Source organism: Ewingella sp. AOP8-B2-18, assembly GCF_052376015.1.
Lineage (GTDB): Bacteria > Pseudomonadota > Gammaproteobacteria > Enterobacterales > Enterobacteriaceae > Ewingella > Ewingella allii.
In genome coordinates, this window is record NZ_JBQSVB010000003.1 from 48,224 (window position 1) to 63,534 (window position 15,311).

Genomic DNA, 15,311 nt, shown 5'->3' on the forward strand with positions numbered 1-15,311 from the left:
TCTCGTGTTAGGGTCTGTTTTCAACCCTAGGCTAAATGTTTGCGACAATCCAGATTTTAGGCACAGCGGGTTAATACCCTTTTGAAATGAGACAGCACAACCTATACTAAGCAGCGAAAAAACTTCCTAAATTACTGGGAAGTCGATGCTCACAAAACAGGCGCTTACCGCAGGAATTTCCCACACATGGCAGCAAAAAAACCGACCAATCAACAGAACGAAAACCGCGATCGTCAGATGGAAGGATTGAAGCTTCCTCCGCACTCGCTGGAAGCTGAACAATCCGTTCTGGGCGGGCTAATGCTGGATAACGAGCGCTGGGACAACGTGGCGGAACGCGTGGTCAGCAATGACTTCTTCAGCCGCCCGCATCGCCTGATTTTTACCGAAATGCAGCGCTTGCTGGAAATGAGCAAGCCTATCGACTTAATAACCCTGTCTGAATCGCTGGAGCAAAAAGGCGATTTGGACTCAGTGGGCGGCTTTGCCTATTTAGCCGAGCTGTCGAAAAACACCCCAAGTGCGGCCAACATCGGCGCTTATGCCGATATCGTCCGCGAACGTGCAGTTGTTCGCGAAATGATTTCCGTCGCCAATGAAATTGCCGACGCCGGTTATGACCCGCAGGGCCGCAGCAGTGAAGACCTGCTGGATCTGGCGGAATCTCGCGTATTCCAAATTGCCGAAAGCCGCGCCAACAAAGACGAAGGCCCGAAAAGCATCGACCGCATTTTGGAAAGCACGGTGTCGCGCATCGAAGAACTCTTCCAGCGCCCGCACGACGGCGTCACTGGGGTGTCCACCGGCTATGCCGATTTGGATAAGAAAACCGCCGGTTTGCAGAAATCAGATTTGATTATCGTGGCGGCGCGTCCTTCGATGGGTAAAACCACCTTTGCGATGAACCTCGCCGAAAACGCCGCGATGATGCAGGAAAAACCGGTGCTTATCTTCAGTCTGGAGATGCCCGGCGACCAGATTATGATGCGTATGTTGGCGTCGCTTTCTCGCGTCGACCAAACCAAAATTCGTACCGGCCAGCTTGATGACGAGGATTGGGCGCGCATTTCCAGCACCATGGGTATCCTGCTGGAAAAACGCAATATGTACATAGATGACTCCTCTGGCCTGACGCCAACCGAAGTGCGCTCCCGCGCGCGGCGTATTTTCCGCGAACACGGCGGCCTTAGCCTGATCATGATCGACTACTTACAGCTGATGCGCGTTCCTTCGCTGTCCGACAACCGTACCTTGGAAATCGCCGAAATCTCCCGCTCGCTCAAAGCCTTAGCTAAAGAGCTGCAAGTGCCAGTAGTGGCGCTGTCGCAGCTGAACCGCAGCCTGGAGCAACGTGCCGACAAACGCCCGGTCAACTCCGACTTGCGTGAATCCGGCTCCATCGAGCAGGACGCCGACTTGATCATGTTCATCTATCGTGACGAGGTTTATCACGACAACAGTGAAGAGAAAGGCATCGCCCAGATTATCCTCGGTAAGCAGCGTAACGGCCCAATCGGTACGGTTCGATTGACCTTTAATGGGCAGTTTTCGCGGTTTGATAACTATGGTGGTCCTCAATACGACGAGGACTAGTGTGCGGGGCTATTTTGCTTGCCATTTTGCGTCCGGGCAGTGCTCAAAATCCTCGTGTACTACGTGTACACTCCGGTTTTTCCGCGCTGGCCGAACGCAAACTGACTGCGCCAATAACGCCCCTTAGCTTTCGTGTTAATTCCCTATGAAGCTAGGGGTGTCATTTTTAAATTAAGAATTTATAAAGGAATCAAGATGAAAGCGGCTACGGCTGTCATTGATTGCCGCGCTCTGCGACATAATCTGCAACGGGTGCGGCATATGGCGCCGCAAAGTCGTGTGGTGGCGGTGGTGAAGGCTAACGCCTACGGACACGGTTTGCTGGAAGCCGCGCAGGCTTTGCAGGATGCAGATTGCTACGGCGTGGCTCGCCTGAGCGAAGCATTAACTCTGCGGGCTGGCGGTATTATTAAGCCTATTTTGCTGCTGGAAGGGTTTTTTAGCGCCGAAGAGCTGCCTTTGGTGGCGGCGCGGGGGTTGGAAACCGCGGTTCACAGCCGTGAACAGTTACAGGCTCTGGAGCAGGCGACCCTCGACAAGCCGCTCACGGTGTGGATGAAACTCGACACCGGCATGCATCGTTTGGGGGTTCACCCCGCCGAAGCCGAGGCGTTTTATCAGCGCCTCAGCGCCTGTCCGAATGTTCGCCAGCCGGTCAATATTATGAGCCACTTCGCCCGTGCAGACGAACCCGATGTTGAAGCCACACCTGACCAGATTCGCAGCTTCCAGCAGTTCACTCAGGACAAGCCGGGGCTGAAATCTCTCGCCGCCTCGAGCGGAATTCTCCACTGGCCCGAAGCCCATCACGACTTAGTGCGCGCTGGCCTGATCCTATACGGCGTTTCGCCGATGAGCTTCGCCGATGCCGCCCATTTTGGCTTAAAATCCGCGATGACCCTGACCTCCAGCCTGATCGCCGTGCGCGACCACGCGGCGGGTGAACCTGTGGGCTATGGCGGCGTTTGGCGCAGCACGCGAGATACGCGCCTTGGCGTGGTGGCGATGGGCTATGGCGACGGTTATCCAAGAAGCGCGCCGAGCGGCACGCCGGTGCTGGTCAATGGCCGCATTGTGCCAATCGTCGGACGCGTTTCGATGGATATGATTTCCGTCGATCTCGGCCCGGATGCCACCGACCGGGTGGGTGATGAAGTGATTTTCTGGGGAGAAGGGCTGCCGGTCGAACAGATCGCCGCCGCGACCGGCATCAGCCAGTACGAGCTGGTCACTCAGTTGACCGCCCGCACTGCCCGCGTTTATGTCGGTAATGACGCCTGAGTGCTATTAGGCGCCAAAACCACCGTCGATAGTCAGGCTGGCGCCGCTGATATAACCCGCCTCGGGGCCAGAGAGGAAAGCCACAAAGGCAGCGATTTCGCTGTCTTTGCCATAACGGTTTACCGCAATCAGCTTCGTTAACTCATCGGCCATTTCGCCTGCTGCCGGGTTCATATCGGTATCAACCGGGCCGGGCTGAACGTTATTCACCGTGATCCCCCGTGGACCTAAATCTCGCGCCAATCCTTTGGTAAGGCCTACTATGGCTGATTTACTCATGGCGTACACCGCGCCACCGGCGAAGGGCATGCGATCAGCATTGGTGCTGCCGATATTGATAATGCGCCCGCCTTCCGACATGTGGCGCGCCGCTTCCTGACTGGCAATAAACACGCTGCGTACATTGATGGCCAGCGTGCGGTCAAAATCTTCCATGCTGAATTCGTCGAGCGGTGCGACGGCCAAAACCCCGGCATTATTGACCAGAATATCGACATGGCCGAAATGCTTGGCGGCCTGCGTGATGGCCAGACGAACGGCCTGCTCATTTGCGCTGTCGGCCTGAATGGCTAAGGCTTTAACGCCGATTTTTTCAATCTCTGCCGCCAGCGCGTTGGCTTTCTCCGCCGAAGAAACGTAGGTAAAGGCCACGCTTGCGCCTTCTTGAGCTAAGCGACGAACGATAGCCGCGCCGATACCCCGCGCGCCGCCTTGGACGAAAGCGACTTTGCCAGCCAGTGAAGCAGAATGTGTTGTGGTAGTCATGGTATGTCTCCAAATCATTAGGAAGAGGTGTTGATGGAGACAAGTATTGACCCGAAATTAGGTTAGGAATAGCCAGTAATCGCTATAATCATTTCAAACCAAAAGTTTGAAATGGGCCTAAGAGTATGATTAATCATCTAGAATGCTTTGTAGAGAGTGCCGATACGGGCAGTTTTTCGGCTGCCGGGCGGCGTCTGGCATTGACCTCGGCGGCGGTAGGCAAAAACGTCACTACGCTGGAAGCCCAGCTTGGGGTGCGGCTCTTCCAGCGCAGCACGCGCAAACTCACCCTAACGGAAGCGGGCGAGAGATTTTTACTCGAGGTTCGCGGTGGTTTGGCGTCGATTCAGATGGCGATGAACAGTCTGGACAGCAGCGCGCAGCATCCGTCAGGGCCGCTCAAGGTGAGCGTCGGCACCCACTTTGGTATTCACTATTTGCTGCCTTTGCTGGACGAGTTTTTGGGCCGCTATCCTCTTATTCGCCCCGATTGGGAATTTGATAATCGCAAAATCGACCTGATTGGCGAGCGATTCGACGCAGCTATCGGCGGCGGATTTGAGCTGCCGCAAGGGATTGTGGCCCGCGAACTTGCGCCAGCGCACACCGTTTTGGCGGCGTCGCCCGCCTATCTCGCCAGCAAGCCGCCTTTTGTCGAACCCGAAGATTTAGCCTTTGGCGAGGGGATCCGCATTCGCTCTCCACAGACCGGGCGTGTGCGTAATTTTATCCTGCGCGACAGCCAGGACCGGCAGGCGGCCATTTCGTTGCCCGAGCGTATGACCTTCAACGAGCCAGAAGCTTGCTGCCAGGCGGCAGTGATGGGATTGGGCATCGCGGTGGCGAGCCTTCCCAATTTATTGCCCTATCTGGAGAGTGGTCGGCTGGTTCGCGTATTGCCGAATTGGTATGCCGAAAACGGTACGCTTTCGCTCTATTTTCCCACGCATAAAATGCTGCCCGCAAAGACCCGAGTTTTTGTGGATTTCGTGATGGAAAAGTTCCGCGAACAGCAGCTTTCACGCAGATTTGACGCACGAATAATGTTCGTAAATTGACACCATATAGTAGTCATTTTTTTTAACGAACTTTGTTAGTCTGTGAAGCAAGCGAGTCCAATGATTGACCCCGGATCCCCCCGCCGACGCGACTGAGCGGCGTGGGCAAGAGATCCGAGCGACGCGATCATTTGAAAATAAACCACCGAGGAGATGTATACCGTGTTCCAACATGTCGATGCCTATGCGGGTGATCCGATCCTGTCGTTGATGGACAGTTTCAAAAATGATCCAAGAGAGAAGAAGGTTAACCTGAGCATCGGTTTGTATTACGACGAGCAAGGTATTATTCCTCAACTGCCTTCCGTCGCGGCGGCGGAAGAATGGCTGAACGCCCAGCCTCAGGCGGCGTCAGTTTACCTGCCGATGGACGGCTTGCCGGCCTACCGCAGCGCGATTCAGACGCTGTTATTTGGTGCTGAACACCCGGCGCTGAAAGAGGGGCGCATTGCGACCATTCAGACCGTTGGCGGCTCGGGCGCGCTGAAAGTCGGCGCAGATTTTCTGAAAACCTACTTCCCGAATTCAGAAGTCTGGGTGAGCGACCCAACCTGGGATAACCACGTGGCTATCTTTAGCGGCGCGGGTTTCAAGGTTCACACTTACCCGTACTTTGATCCAAAAAGCCTCGGCGTCGACTTCGCCGGTATGCTCGAGACGCTGAAAACCCTGCCTGCGCAGAGCATCGTTCTGCTGCACCCGTGCTGCCACAACCCAACGGGTTCTGATCTAACGCCAGCGCAGTGGGACCAAGTGATTGAAATTGCTAAACAGCGCGACCTGATCCCCTTCCTCGACATCGCTTATCAGGGCTACGGCGCGGGTATCGACGAGGACGTTTATGCCATTCGCGAAATGGCGGCGGCGGGCGTGACCTGCTTCGTCAGCAACTCCTTCTCCAAGATTTTCTCGCTGTACGGCGAGCGCGTCGGCGGCCTGTCCGTGGTGTGTGAAAATGCCGAATCAGCTGGTCGCGTCCTGGGCCAGTTGAAAGCCACCGTACGCCGTAACTACTCCAGCCCGCCAAACTTTGGTGCGCAGGTGGTAGCCAAAGTCCTGAACGACAGCCAGCTCAAGGCCCAATGGCTGAGCGAAGTGGAAAACATGCGCGCGCGTATTCTGGAAATGCGCCAAACGCTGGTTAACAGTCTGAAAGTCTCGCTGCCTAATCGCAACTTTGATTACCTGCTGCAACAGCGCGGCATGTTCAGCTACACCGGCTTCAGCGTGGCGCAGGTTGATCGTCTGCGCGAAGAGTTCGGCGTCTACCTGATTGCCAGCGGCCGCGTTTGCATGGCGGGCCTGAACCACCACAACGTGAAGCAGGTTGCCGAGGCATTCGCCGCCGTTCAGTAACTCTCGCCATCCCTCCTGCAATCCGAATTATTTTGCAGGAAGCGTTTTTAAGGGCCGACAGCAATGTCGGCCCTTTTTATTGGCTGCTATCCTTAACGAGCAACCGTTTTGATAGGAGACACTATGTGGCATCAGCAGACCTTCACCCTTAGCGCGAAATCGCGAGGTTTTCATTTAGTGACCGACGAAGTGCTCAGTCATATTCAGCGTCTGCACGAAGTGCAAATCGGCCTGTTGCATCTGTTTATCCAGCACACCTCAGCCTCGCTGACCCTCAATGAAAACTGCGATCCCACCGTGCGAGTGGACATGGAGCAGCATTTCATGCGCAGCGTGCCGGAAAACGCGCCCTATGAGCACGATTACGAAGGGCGAGACGATATGCCGGGTCACATTAAATCGTCACTTTTGGGTGCATCATTAATGCTGCCCGTTTCGAAGGGCAAACTGGTGTTGGGCACCTGGCAAGGCATTTGGCTGGGCGAACACCGGATCGACGGCGGACAGCGCCGGATCGTCGCTACCTTGCAAGGGGAATGAGAAAAATGACCAATGAGGAATTACTCGATTATTGTTTGGGGAAGCCGGGCGCGGAGGCCACGCAGAATACCCAGCGCGGTGCTAACCAAATTAAAGTGGCGGACGTGATGTTTGCCATGTTCTGCGAATGCAACGGGCGGCAGGCTATTTCGCTCAAAACCAGTGCCGAATTGGCCGACGACTTGCGGGCCAAGCACGACTGCGTGATCCCCGGCGATAAGCTGAATAAGGCGCACTGGAACACCATTTATATCGATGGCGACTTGCCGGACTCGCAGTTTTACTACCTGATCGACGGCTCCTATCAGCTGGTGGTAGCTTCTCTGCCTGAATCAGCGCGCCACGGTTTAGGCGCGTAGCGCATTACCACTGCCCGGTGCCGAGCGAGGCGGGTGAATACTCCACGTTACGCCCGCGCCAAGGCAGTGCCTGACGGAAACGCCACGCCCGCTGGACATCGACACACCAATAACGCTGGGCTCCTTCGGGGCCTTTAATCGTTTCTGGCTGCCAGACAATCTCCGTGGTGCCCTGCAAGTGCAGAATATCGCCAGTGTCGAAGTCGGGAAACAGCAGGGCGGCGCGCGGTTTCGCCAGAAGATTACCAAGCGTATTCATAAACTTATTGCCAACGAAGTCGGGGATCCACAGGCGATTGCCGTCTATCTTCACAAAGCCCGGCTGCCCGCCGCGATGGGAGATATCCGCGCCGCCCTGCGCTTTTTCGCTGTAGGCGTGAGAAGCCACAAACAGAGTGTCGGCGCGGTGGATCAGCGCTCGCGCTTCATCATCTAACTGGGCTAAATCCTCTCTGGCGGCAGGCGGCGTTGCGCTGTCCATGGGGTAGATCTCGCGGATCTGAATGTATTTCGGGCAGTTGCCGAAGCTTTGATCGACGGCGATCTCAATACGGTTTTTATCCATCCGGCCGATCCGCCCGTTAGCCCGATTGCGGCGGCGGTTGGAGAAGTCGATGCCCAAAATACCGATCTCTTTACCAGAAAACATGGCATTCAGCGCCGGGTCATCCTGCCGACGCGGGGCGTTAATGCGCAGATGCGTGTCGTCCGGCGAGCTGACAAAGCCCGGTGGGCCGGTGAAGAGCGTCGCCAGCGGCCAGCCTTCATCATCAATGGTGGAAGCCAGCAGATAGGGCAAACCGGCGAAAAACGTCCGGTGCTGCTCTGGCATGGCGGCGCGGATTGGCGCGCTGGTGATATCAAACTGCGCCAAGGCCTGCGCCCGGCGTTCATCAGGGTGAAAAACATCATTCACGGCTAAGGATTCGCTCATTTTCCACCCCGACTTTTCTTCTTAATGTGGCCGTTACATCACTTCAGCAGGCAGCGCCAGCTCTGGCTGTGGCTGGTAGCCGGGCAGCTTTTCAATGCGGGCTAGCCAGCGACGAATCGACGGATAGTTGACGAGCGAAATGCCGCCCTCTGGCGCGGTTTTGACATAGCAGGAGCAGGCCAGATCCGCGATAGTCGCTTTATCGGTCGCCAGGAATTCATGCTGGCGCAGGTGCTCTTCCAACTGGGGCAAAAACTTGCGTGAAACGGCAATCGCCGCGTCGTAGTGCTCCGGCGCTTTGAACTGCGTCACCATGCGGGCAGACGCCACGCCGTAGCGGATCTCACCGGCCGCTTTCGACAGCCACTGTTGCACCTGGGCGGCTTCGACCGCGTCTTCCGGCAGCCAGTGGCTGTTCGGCGCATAGCGTTTCACCAGATAGACCAGAATGGCGTTGCTGTCCGTCAGCACCACCTCGCCATCGACCAGCACGGGAACTTGCGCCATCGGGCTGAGCTTTTTGAATTCGTCGGTTTGGCGCAACGCCGCCGGCGCATCGATGGATTCGAACGGCAGGCTGAGCATGTTGAGCAGTAACACCACGCGGTGGCAGTGACCAGACAGCGGGGTTCCGTAAAGTTTAATGTGGGGCATGGTGATTCTCCTTGTTCGGGTTAACTCCAGATTACTCTTGCAACAAACAAAGTGAATCCGCCAATATTGAAATATACCCTTGCAGTTAGTGGAATAATCTATGGACCGTTTGGACGAGCTGGAAATTTTCGTGGCGGTGCTGCAACACGGCTGTCTGGCCGAGGCGGCGCGTAAAATGCGGCGCTCTGCTCCCGCCATCACTCGCGCCATCGCCTCACTTGAGCAGCGATTTGGTGCGCGATTGGTTGAACGCACCACGCGACGCCTCGCGCCGACCGAGGCCGGGGCGCGGCTGGCAGAAAAGGCCCAGTTGCTGATTGGGCACTACCAGGATGCCCTGCTCGACACCGCCGAAACCCAGCTCAGCGGCCTGCTGCGCATCACCGCGCCGGTGCAGTTTGGCCGTAAACACATTGCCCCGCTGGTGATGGAATTCCTCACGCTGCATCCCGATATGCAAATCGAAATGCTGCTCAATGACCGCAATGTGGACCTGATTGACGAAGGTCTGGATTTGGCGATTCGCATTGGGCATCTGGAGGATTCGGGCAAGGTGGCACGCAAGGTGGGGGAGGTGACTCGCATGCTAGTGGCGAGCCGCGAATATGTGGCGAAGCACGGCCAGCCGCGTGAACCCGCCGAGTTAACCGAGCACCAAATCATCCTCAGCACTTTAAAATCCCCGCGCCGGGAGTGGCGTTTTGGCCCGAGGGAGGATGGCCTGCGCGTTAAGCTTTCGCCCCGTTTGATGTTTAACGAAGTGGAGTCCCAGCTGCTGGCGGTGCGCGCCGGGCACGGGATTGCGCGCCTGCTGAGTTATCAGGTGGCGGATGATTTGGCCGCAGGGATTATGGTTCGGCTATTGCCCGACGAAGAACCACTGCCGATGCCGGTGCAATTGGTGGCGCAAAAGGTGGAAAGGATGCCGCGCAAGGTGAGGACGTTTTGGGATTTTGCCTGTGACAGGCTGGGGCAGCTACCGCAGATTCATACTTGATTTGAAGGCAGGAGGATCACCCCTTCTCCCAGAGCAGGAGAAGGGGTGAGAAGCATTAGGCCGATTTCTTGGCTTTCTGCTTGTGATGCTCAAGGATAGGCTTGAGGAAGCGTGCGGTGTGCGACTCTTTGCACTCCGCCACGGTTTCTGGGGTGCCGGAGACCAGAATCTCACCGCCGCCGCTGCCGCCTTCCGGGCCTAAATCGACAATCCAGTCCGCCGTTTTAATCACGTCCAGATTATGCTCGATAACCACGATGGTGTTGCCCTGATCGCGCAGCTGGTGCAATACCGCCAGCAGCTGCTGGATATCCGCGAAGTGCAGACCTGTGGTCGGCTCATCCAGAATATACAGCGTCTGGCCGGTACCGCGTTTTGACAGCTCGCGCGCCAGCTTCACACGCTGGGCTTCACCGCCGGACAGCGTGGTGGCTGACTGGCCGAGGCAGATGTAAGTCAGGCCAACGTCCATCAGGGTTTGCAGCTTACGCGCCAGCGCAGGAACGGCGTCGAAGAAATCACGCGCTTCTTCGATAGTCATTTCCAGCACTTCGTGAATGCTCTTGCCCTTGTACTTAATTTCCAGCGTTTCGCGGTTATAGCGTTTGCCTTTGCACTGGTCGCACGGCACATAAATGTCCGGCAAGAAGTGCATTTCGACCTTAATCACGCCATCGCCCTGACAGGCTTCGCAGCGCCCGCCCTTGACGTTAAAGCTGAAACGCCCCGGATTGTAGCCGCGCGCGCGTGACTCAGGCACGCCGGCAAACAGCTCGCGAACCGGAGTGAAAATGCCGGTATAAGTGGCCGGGTTAGAGCGCGGAGTTCGGCCGATTGGGCTTTGGTCGATGTCGATCACTTTGTCGAAGTGCGCCAGACCGTCGATTTCACGATAAGGTGCCGCTTCGGCGATGGTCGCGCCGTTCAGCTCGCGCTGGGCCAGCGGGAACAGGGTGTCGTTAATCAGCGTCGATTTACCCGAGCCGGACACGCCGGTGATACAGGTAAACAGGCCCACCGGCAGCGTCAGGGTGACGTCTTTCAGGTTGTTGCCTTTGGCACCAGACAGCTTCAGCACTTTGGTGGGGTCGGCCGGGACGCGTTTCTCTGGCAGCGCGATTTCACGTTTGCCGCTGAGGAACTGGCCGGTCAGCGAGGCTTCCACCGCCATGATTTGGTCCACCGAGCCTTCTGCCACCACTTCACCGCCGTGCACGCCAGCACCCGGACCGATGTCGATGACATAATCTGCGGCGCGGATCGCGTCTTCGTCGTGCTCGACCACAATCACCGTGTTTCCGAGGTCACGCAGGTGGATCAGGGTTTCCAGCAGGCGTTCGTTGTCGCGCTGGTGCAGGCCGATTGACGGCTCATCCAGCACGTACATGACGCCCACCAGCCCTGCACCAATCTGGCTTGCCAGACGGATACGCTGCGCCTCGCCGCCGGACAAGGTTTCTGCCGAGCGGGAGAGGGAGAGGTAGTTCAGCCCGACGTTGACCAAGAACTTCAGGCGGTCGCCAATCTCCTTCAACACTTTCTCAGCAATTTTGGCGCGCTGGCCGCTGAGTTTCATGTTTTGGAAGAATTCCATCGCATGGCCAATGCTAAAATCAGAAATCTGCGGCAGCGTGGTCTCCTGCACAAACACGTGGCGCGCTTCTTCGCGCAGGCGGGTGCCTTTACAGGACGCACATGGGCGGTTGCTGATGTATTTGGATAACTCTTCGCGCACCGCGCTGGACTCCGTCTCTTTATAACGGCGCTCCATGTTGTGCAGCACGCCTTCAAACGGATGGCGACGAATCGAGGTGTCACCGCGATCGTTAATGTATTTAAACTCGATAGTGTCCTTGCCGGAGCCGTGCAGGATGGCGTGTTTTACGTCGCTGCTCAGCTCGCTATAAGGCGCTTCCACGTCGAATTTATAGTGCTCGCCCAAGGAGCGCAGCATCTGGAAGTAGTAGAAGTTGCGGCGATCCCAACCACGGATTGCGCCACCCGCCAGCGAAAGCTCTGGGTTTTGCACCACGCGTTCAGGGTCGAAGAACTGCTGTACGCCTAAGCCGTCACAGGTCTGGCAGGCACCGGCCGGGTTGTTGAACGAGAACATGCGCGGTTCCAGCTCGCTCATGCTGTAGCCACAAATCGGGCAAGCAAAGTTAGCGGAGAACAGCATCTCGTCGGCTTTCGGGTCATCCATATCGGCGACCACGGCGGTACCGCCGGACAATTCCAGTGCGGTTTCGAAAGATTCCGCCAGACGTTGGGCGATGTCTTCGCGCACTTTAAAGCGATCCACCACCACTTCAATGGTGTGCTTTTTCTGCAACTCCAGCTTCGGCGGATCGGAAAGATCACAGACTTCGCCATCAATACGGGCGCGGATGTAACCCTGCGCCGCCAGATTTTCCAGCGTCTTGGTGTGCTCGCCTTTACGATCTTTGATGATGGTCGCCAGTAGCATCAGGCGCTGGCCTTCCGGCTGCGCCAGCACGTTGTCGACCATCTGGCTGACGGTCTGCGCTGACAGCGGCACATTGTGGTCCGGGCAGCGCGGCTCACCCACGCGGGCAAACAGCAGGCGCAGGTAGTCGTGGATTTCAGTGATGGTACCGACCGTCGAACGCGGGTTGTGCGACGTGGATTTCTGCTCAATCGAAATCGCCGGAGAAAGACCTTCGATATGGTCAACGTCCGGTTTTTCCATTAAGGATAAAAATTGGCGAGCATAGGCTGACAGCGACTCAACGTAACGACGCTGGCCTTCCGCATAGAGAGTATCAAACGCCAGTGAGGATTTGCCTGAACCCGATAAGCCGGTGACAACAATCAGTTTGTCGCGCGGGATAATCAGGTTGATATTCTTGAGATTATGGGTGCGTGCGCCCCGAACTTCGATCTTATCCATTCATCATTCCCGGATTAACGTGATAGCTCACCGTGCCGATGGCCGTCGCTCAATCTGTATCGCGGCGGTCAACGAATCGGGCACAGAGAAAGAACATAACGGGCAATTATGACACAAAATAAATCTCCTCGCACAAGAAAACCTGAATGTATATCCAGTATCCCATGTAACGATCGAGGGTTTCATAAACAAACTGGAATGAATCTTCCAAGGAATGACATCCTTGGTACGGACGCTACGTTTTATGGTTATAATGGCACAAAGTGAATTCCTCACCTTCAAACTGTGGTTTCAACCACGACATACATCATCAGGAGAATCCACATGGCCAGCAGAGGCGTAAACAAAGTCATTCTCGTCGGTAACTTGGGTCAAGACCCAGAAGTCCGCTACATGCCTAACGGCGGCGCCGTAGCCAATATCACTCTGGCGACATCTGAAAGCTGGCGCGACAAAGCGACCGGCGAGCAGAAAGAAAAAACTGAATGGCACCGCGTGGTGTTGTTCGGCAAGCTGGCTGAAGTGGCAGGCGAATACCTGAAAAAAGGCTCTCAGGTTTACATCGAGGGTGCACTGCAAACCCGTAAATGGACCGATCAGGCTGGCGTTGAAAAATACACCACCGAAGTGGTTGTTAACGTGGGCGGCACCATGCAGATGCTTGGCGGTCGTGCCGGCGGCGGCGCACCAGCAGGCGGCGGCCAGGCTTCTGGCGGCCAGAGCGGTTGGGGCCAGCCTCAGCAGCCACAAGGCGGCAACCAGTTCAGCGGCGGTCAGCAAGCTCGCCCAGCTGCGCAAAACAACGCGCCAGCCCAGAACAACGAACCACCAATGGATTTCGATGACGATATCCCGTTCTGATTATTGATACTTCAATAATATAGCCTCTTTAAAAAGCGTTTCCTGAATTAGGAAGCGCTTTTTTAGAATGCGCGGTATTCTACCTTATTATTGAATCTCTTCTTATCGATGTTAGTAACGATTCCCCTTAATTCCTCATATTTTATTTAAAGGATCCCTATATTAAAAAATGAAGATTATATTTAAACATAACGATGGAACGTTACTTGGAGAAGTTACTCACTCTAATTTTTCAGAAATAGTCTTACCTGAATTTAAACAAGACTCACATGATGTTTTTGTAAAGCATAACTTTATTAAATATAAAGGAGTACTTAACTGGCAAGTTAAAAATGTCATCATAGATAGTGATGCTGTTTATATTTCACTAGATCAGTCAGATTTTTCAGCCTCCGTTGCAGAGTTCTCCGTATCTCAAAACAAAGACGCGGGTTATTATCTCAAGCCCTATCAAATAGTGGATGTTGAATTTGGCTTCTATTCTGAATTGTTCGATGGGCATAACGCGCCGCAGATTAACAACAGAGTGGGAAACGGGCTGATTAAAGGAGAGATGCACAAGAGGCGGCCGTGTATCGTTTTGCGAGAGCACCGAGGCTGCGTGCAGGTCATTCCTCTTTCAACCAAAATCAAGCTTGCTCACGACCCTTTGAATATAGAAGTCAGTCCAGAATCGTTCTCTTCACTTGCTGCTAGATATCGTGAGAAACCGTCTTTTGCGCTGTTAAATATGATTCAAACCGTTTCAACCCATCGAGTGTTTCCTCCCCGCAATGCGCGATCTAAGTACGAGCATAAATATCACCAATATAAGATCACGCAAAGCGATCGAGAGTTGATAAAGACTGCGCTGGCAGAACAATATAATCAGGATATTACATCGAGAATTGCAGTCTTAAAAACTGAGTTAGAAAAAAACAAAAAAGAAAAAGCTAAGTTATTAACTACAAAAAATCAGATCCTTGATGAGAAGAAGATTTTGAGTGCCGAAGTTGATAAATTACAGGCATTTATTCTTAAATTCGGCAGAGAAATGATGGGTGACGAAAAAAACTTAGATGAGATATTAAAGTATTACCCATAGATTAATGAATAAAGCCTGGCACTTCGGCTTGACCCTATCGTCAGATTGGCTTAAGATCAATTCAGTTTCAGGCTTGGGGGGGCGTATCACCCGACCATAGCGTCACGCAAAAGCGTTCTACTGTTTAGTGTTACGTGGATGCAGCTGATACAAAAGTAAATTGCGAAGGGCCGATATTTGATATCGGCCTTTCTGCTTTTCATATATCTACGAACCTGCCTGCCATGCCCTCGAGACCCGATTGTTCTGGTCACCGAAATGCTAAAAATACAATCCTTAAACAGACGCTTTGCCGTTTTCCCTCTATCCTTACCCTCCTACTCTTTAGCCCAGGAACAGCCCATGAATTCTACTCCTCGCTGGATTAACCCGCCGCAACAGTGGTCGGAGCAAGATGGCGTGCTGCGCGCCGTGACTGATGACACCACCGATTTTTGGAGCAATACCTGGTACGGCTTCAACCGTTTTAGCGGGCATGTTTATGGCTGGGACGTGGCAGAAGACTTCACCCTACAGGTGCGGGTGCGCAGTGATTTCACCACGCTGTACGATCAGGCGGGCATCATGGTGACTGCCGACGAGAGCCACTGGCTGAAGGCGGGCATCGAGTTCAACGACGGCCAACCGATGATTGGGAGCGTGCTGACCAATGAGAATTCTGATTGGGCGACGGGGATTTTTTCTGGCGATCCGCGAGATTTTTGGATGCGCGTCACCCTGACCGAAGGCTGCCTGCGGGTGCAATACTCCACGGATGGCCGGGTCTGGCCGCTGCTGCGTTTATGCCCATTCCCCGGCGCGAAAAGCATTCACGTTGGCCTGATGTGCTGTACGCCGCAGCGTGCCGGACTGGCAGTGGAATTCAGCGACATCAGCCTCACCAAAGCGTTGAAAAAAGAGCTGCACGATTTATCGTAA

The 15,311-nt window shown here is 54.9% G+C and carries 14 protein-coding genes; 10 read left to right on the forward strand and 4 right to left on the reverse strand.

The annotated features are described in order from the left end of the window. Positions 1 to 186: 186 nt before the first annotated feature. Together dnaB and alr are read left to right on the forward strand one after the other, a co-directional pair. Entirely contained in the window at positions 187 to 1,593 is a 1,407-nt protein-coding gene (dnaB, locus tag ACT3RR_RS08030) for a replicative DNA helicase (RefSeq protein WP_353503509.1), read from the forward strand. Between the two features lie 195 nt (positions 1,594 to 1,788). After that, positions 1,789 to 2,874, forward strand: a complete 1,086-nt coding sequence (alr, locus tag ACT3RR_RS08035) for an alanine racemase (RefSeq protein WP_496200078.1) — start codon at positions 1,789 to 1,791, stop codon at positions 2,872 to 2,874. A 6-nt stretch (positions 2,875 to 2,880) separates the two neighbouring features. On the opposite strand, the gene ACT3RR_RS08040 is transcribed toward alr, so the two are convergent. Beyond that, positions 2,881 to 3,639, reverse strand: coding sequence for a 3-oxoacyl-ACP reductase family protein (locus ACT3RR_RS08040; RefSeq protein WP_496200079.1), 759 nt, complete (start codon positions 3,637 to 3,639; stop codon positions 2,881 to 2,883). A gap of 125 nt (positions 3,640 to 3,764) precedes the next feature. Here ACT3RR_RS08040 and ACT3RR_RS08045 point away from each other — a divergent pair, with 125 nt between their 5' ends. The 4 genes from ACT3RR_RS08045 (at position 3,765) to ACT3RR_RS08060 (ending at position 6,952) form a co-directional block, all read left to right on the forward strand. Then, the gene (locus tag ACT3RR_RS08045) at positions 3,765 to 4,697 is read left to right on the forward strand and encodes a LysR family transcriptional regulator (RefSeq protein ID WP_485902300.1); all 933 of its coding nucleotides are present in this window, start codon (positions 3,765 to 3,767) and stop codon (positions 4,695 to 4,697) included. Between the two features lie 162 nt (positions 4,698 to 4,859). Further along, positions 4,860 to 6,053, forward strand: coding sequence for an amino acid aminotransferase (locus tag ACT3RR_RS08050; RefSeq protein ID WP_496200080.1), 1,194 nt, complete (start codon positions 4,860 to 4,862; stop codon positions 6,051 to 6,053). Positions 6,054 to 6,176: 123 nt separating this feature from the next. Continuing rightward, on the forward strand, positions 6,177 to 6,593 hold the full coding sequence (locus ACT3RR_RS08055; RefSeq protein WP_353503504.1) for a secondary thiamine-phosphate synthase enzyme YjbQ: 417 nt from the start codon (positions 6,177 to 6,179) through the stop codon (positions 6,591 to 6,593). A 5-nt stretch (positions 6,594 to 6,598) separates the two neighbouring features. Beyond that, on the forward strand, positions 6,599 to 6,952 hold the full coding sequence (locus tag ACT3RR_RS08060) for an MmcQ/YjbR family DNA-binding protein (RefSeq protein ID WP_396131263.1): 354 nt from the start codon (positions 6,599 to 6,601) through the stop codon (positions 6,950 to 6,952). A gap of 4 nt (positions 6,953 to 6,956) precedes the next feature. On the opposite strand, the gene ACT3RR_RS08065 is transcribed toward ACT3RR_RS08060, so the two are convergent. Continuing rightward, the gene (locus tag ACT3RR_RS08065; RefSeq protein WP_496200081.1) at positions 6,957 to 7,886 is read right to left on the reverse strand and encodes a pyridoxamine 5'-phosphate oxidase family protein; all 930 of its coding nucleotides are present in this window, start codon (positions 7,884 to 7,886) and stop codon (positions 6,957 to 6,959) included. 33 nt (positions 7,887 to 7,919) lie between these two features. After that, positions 7,920 to 8,540 (reverse strand): glutathione S-transferase family protein, encoded by a 621-nt coding sequence (locus ACT3RR_RS08070; protein ID WP_496200082.1) that lies wholly within the window; start codon positions 8,538 to 8,540, stop codon positions 7,920 to 7,922. Between the two features lie 100 nt (positions 8,541 to 8,640). Between ACT3RR_RS08070 and ACT3RR_RS08075 the strand changes: the two genes are divergently transcribed. Beyond that, complete coding sequence (locus ACT3RR_RS08075; protein ID WP_496200083.1) at positions 8,641 to 9,537, forward strand: LysR family transcriptional regulator; 897 nt, start codon at positions 8,641 to 8,643, stop codon at positions 9,535 to 9,537. A 55-nt stretch (positions 9,538 to 9,592) separates the two neighbouring features. Here ACT3RR_RS08075 and uvrA read toward each other — a convergent pair whose 3' ends face one another. Then, positions 9,593 to 12,448, reverse strand: coding sequence for an excinuclease ABC subunit UvrA (gene uvrA / locus ACT3RR_RS08080; protein WP_353503499.1), 2,856 nt, complete (start codon positions 12,446 to 12,448; stop codon positions 9,593 to 9,595). 324 nt (positions 12,449 to 12,772) lie between these two features. Here uvrA and ssb1 point away from each other — a divergent pair, with 324 nt between their 5' ends. From ssb1 to ACT3RR_RS08095, 3 genes are all read left to right on the forward strand, one after another. Further along, a complete protein-coding gene (gene ssb1, locus ACT3RR_RS08085) occupies positions 12,773 to 13,309 on the forward strand; it encodes a single-stranded DNA-binding protein SSB1 (RefSeq protein WP_353503498.1) in 537 nt (178 codons plus the stop codon). Positions 13,310 to 13,478: 169 nt separating this feature from the next. Further along, positions 13,479 to 14,393 (forward strand): type II toxin-antitoxin system PemK/MazF family toxin, encoded by a 915-nt coding sequence (locus ACT3RR_RS08090; RefSeq protein WP_496200084.1) that lies wholly within the window; start codon positions 13,479 to 13,481, stop codon positions 14,391 to 14,393. 342 nt (positions 14,394 to 14,735) lie between these two features. After that, entirely contained in the window at positions 14,736 to 15,311 is a 576-nt protein-coding gene (locus ACT3RR_RS08095; protein ID WP_353503496.1) for a DUF1349 domain-containing protein, read from the forward strand.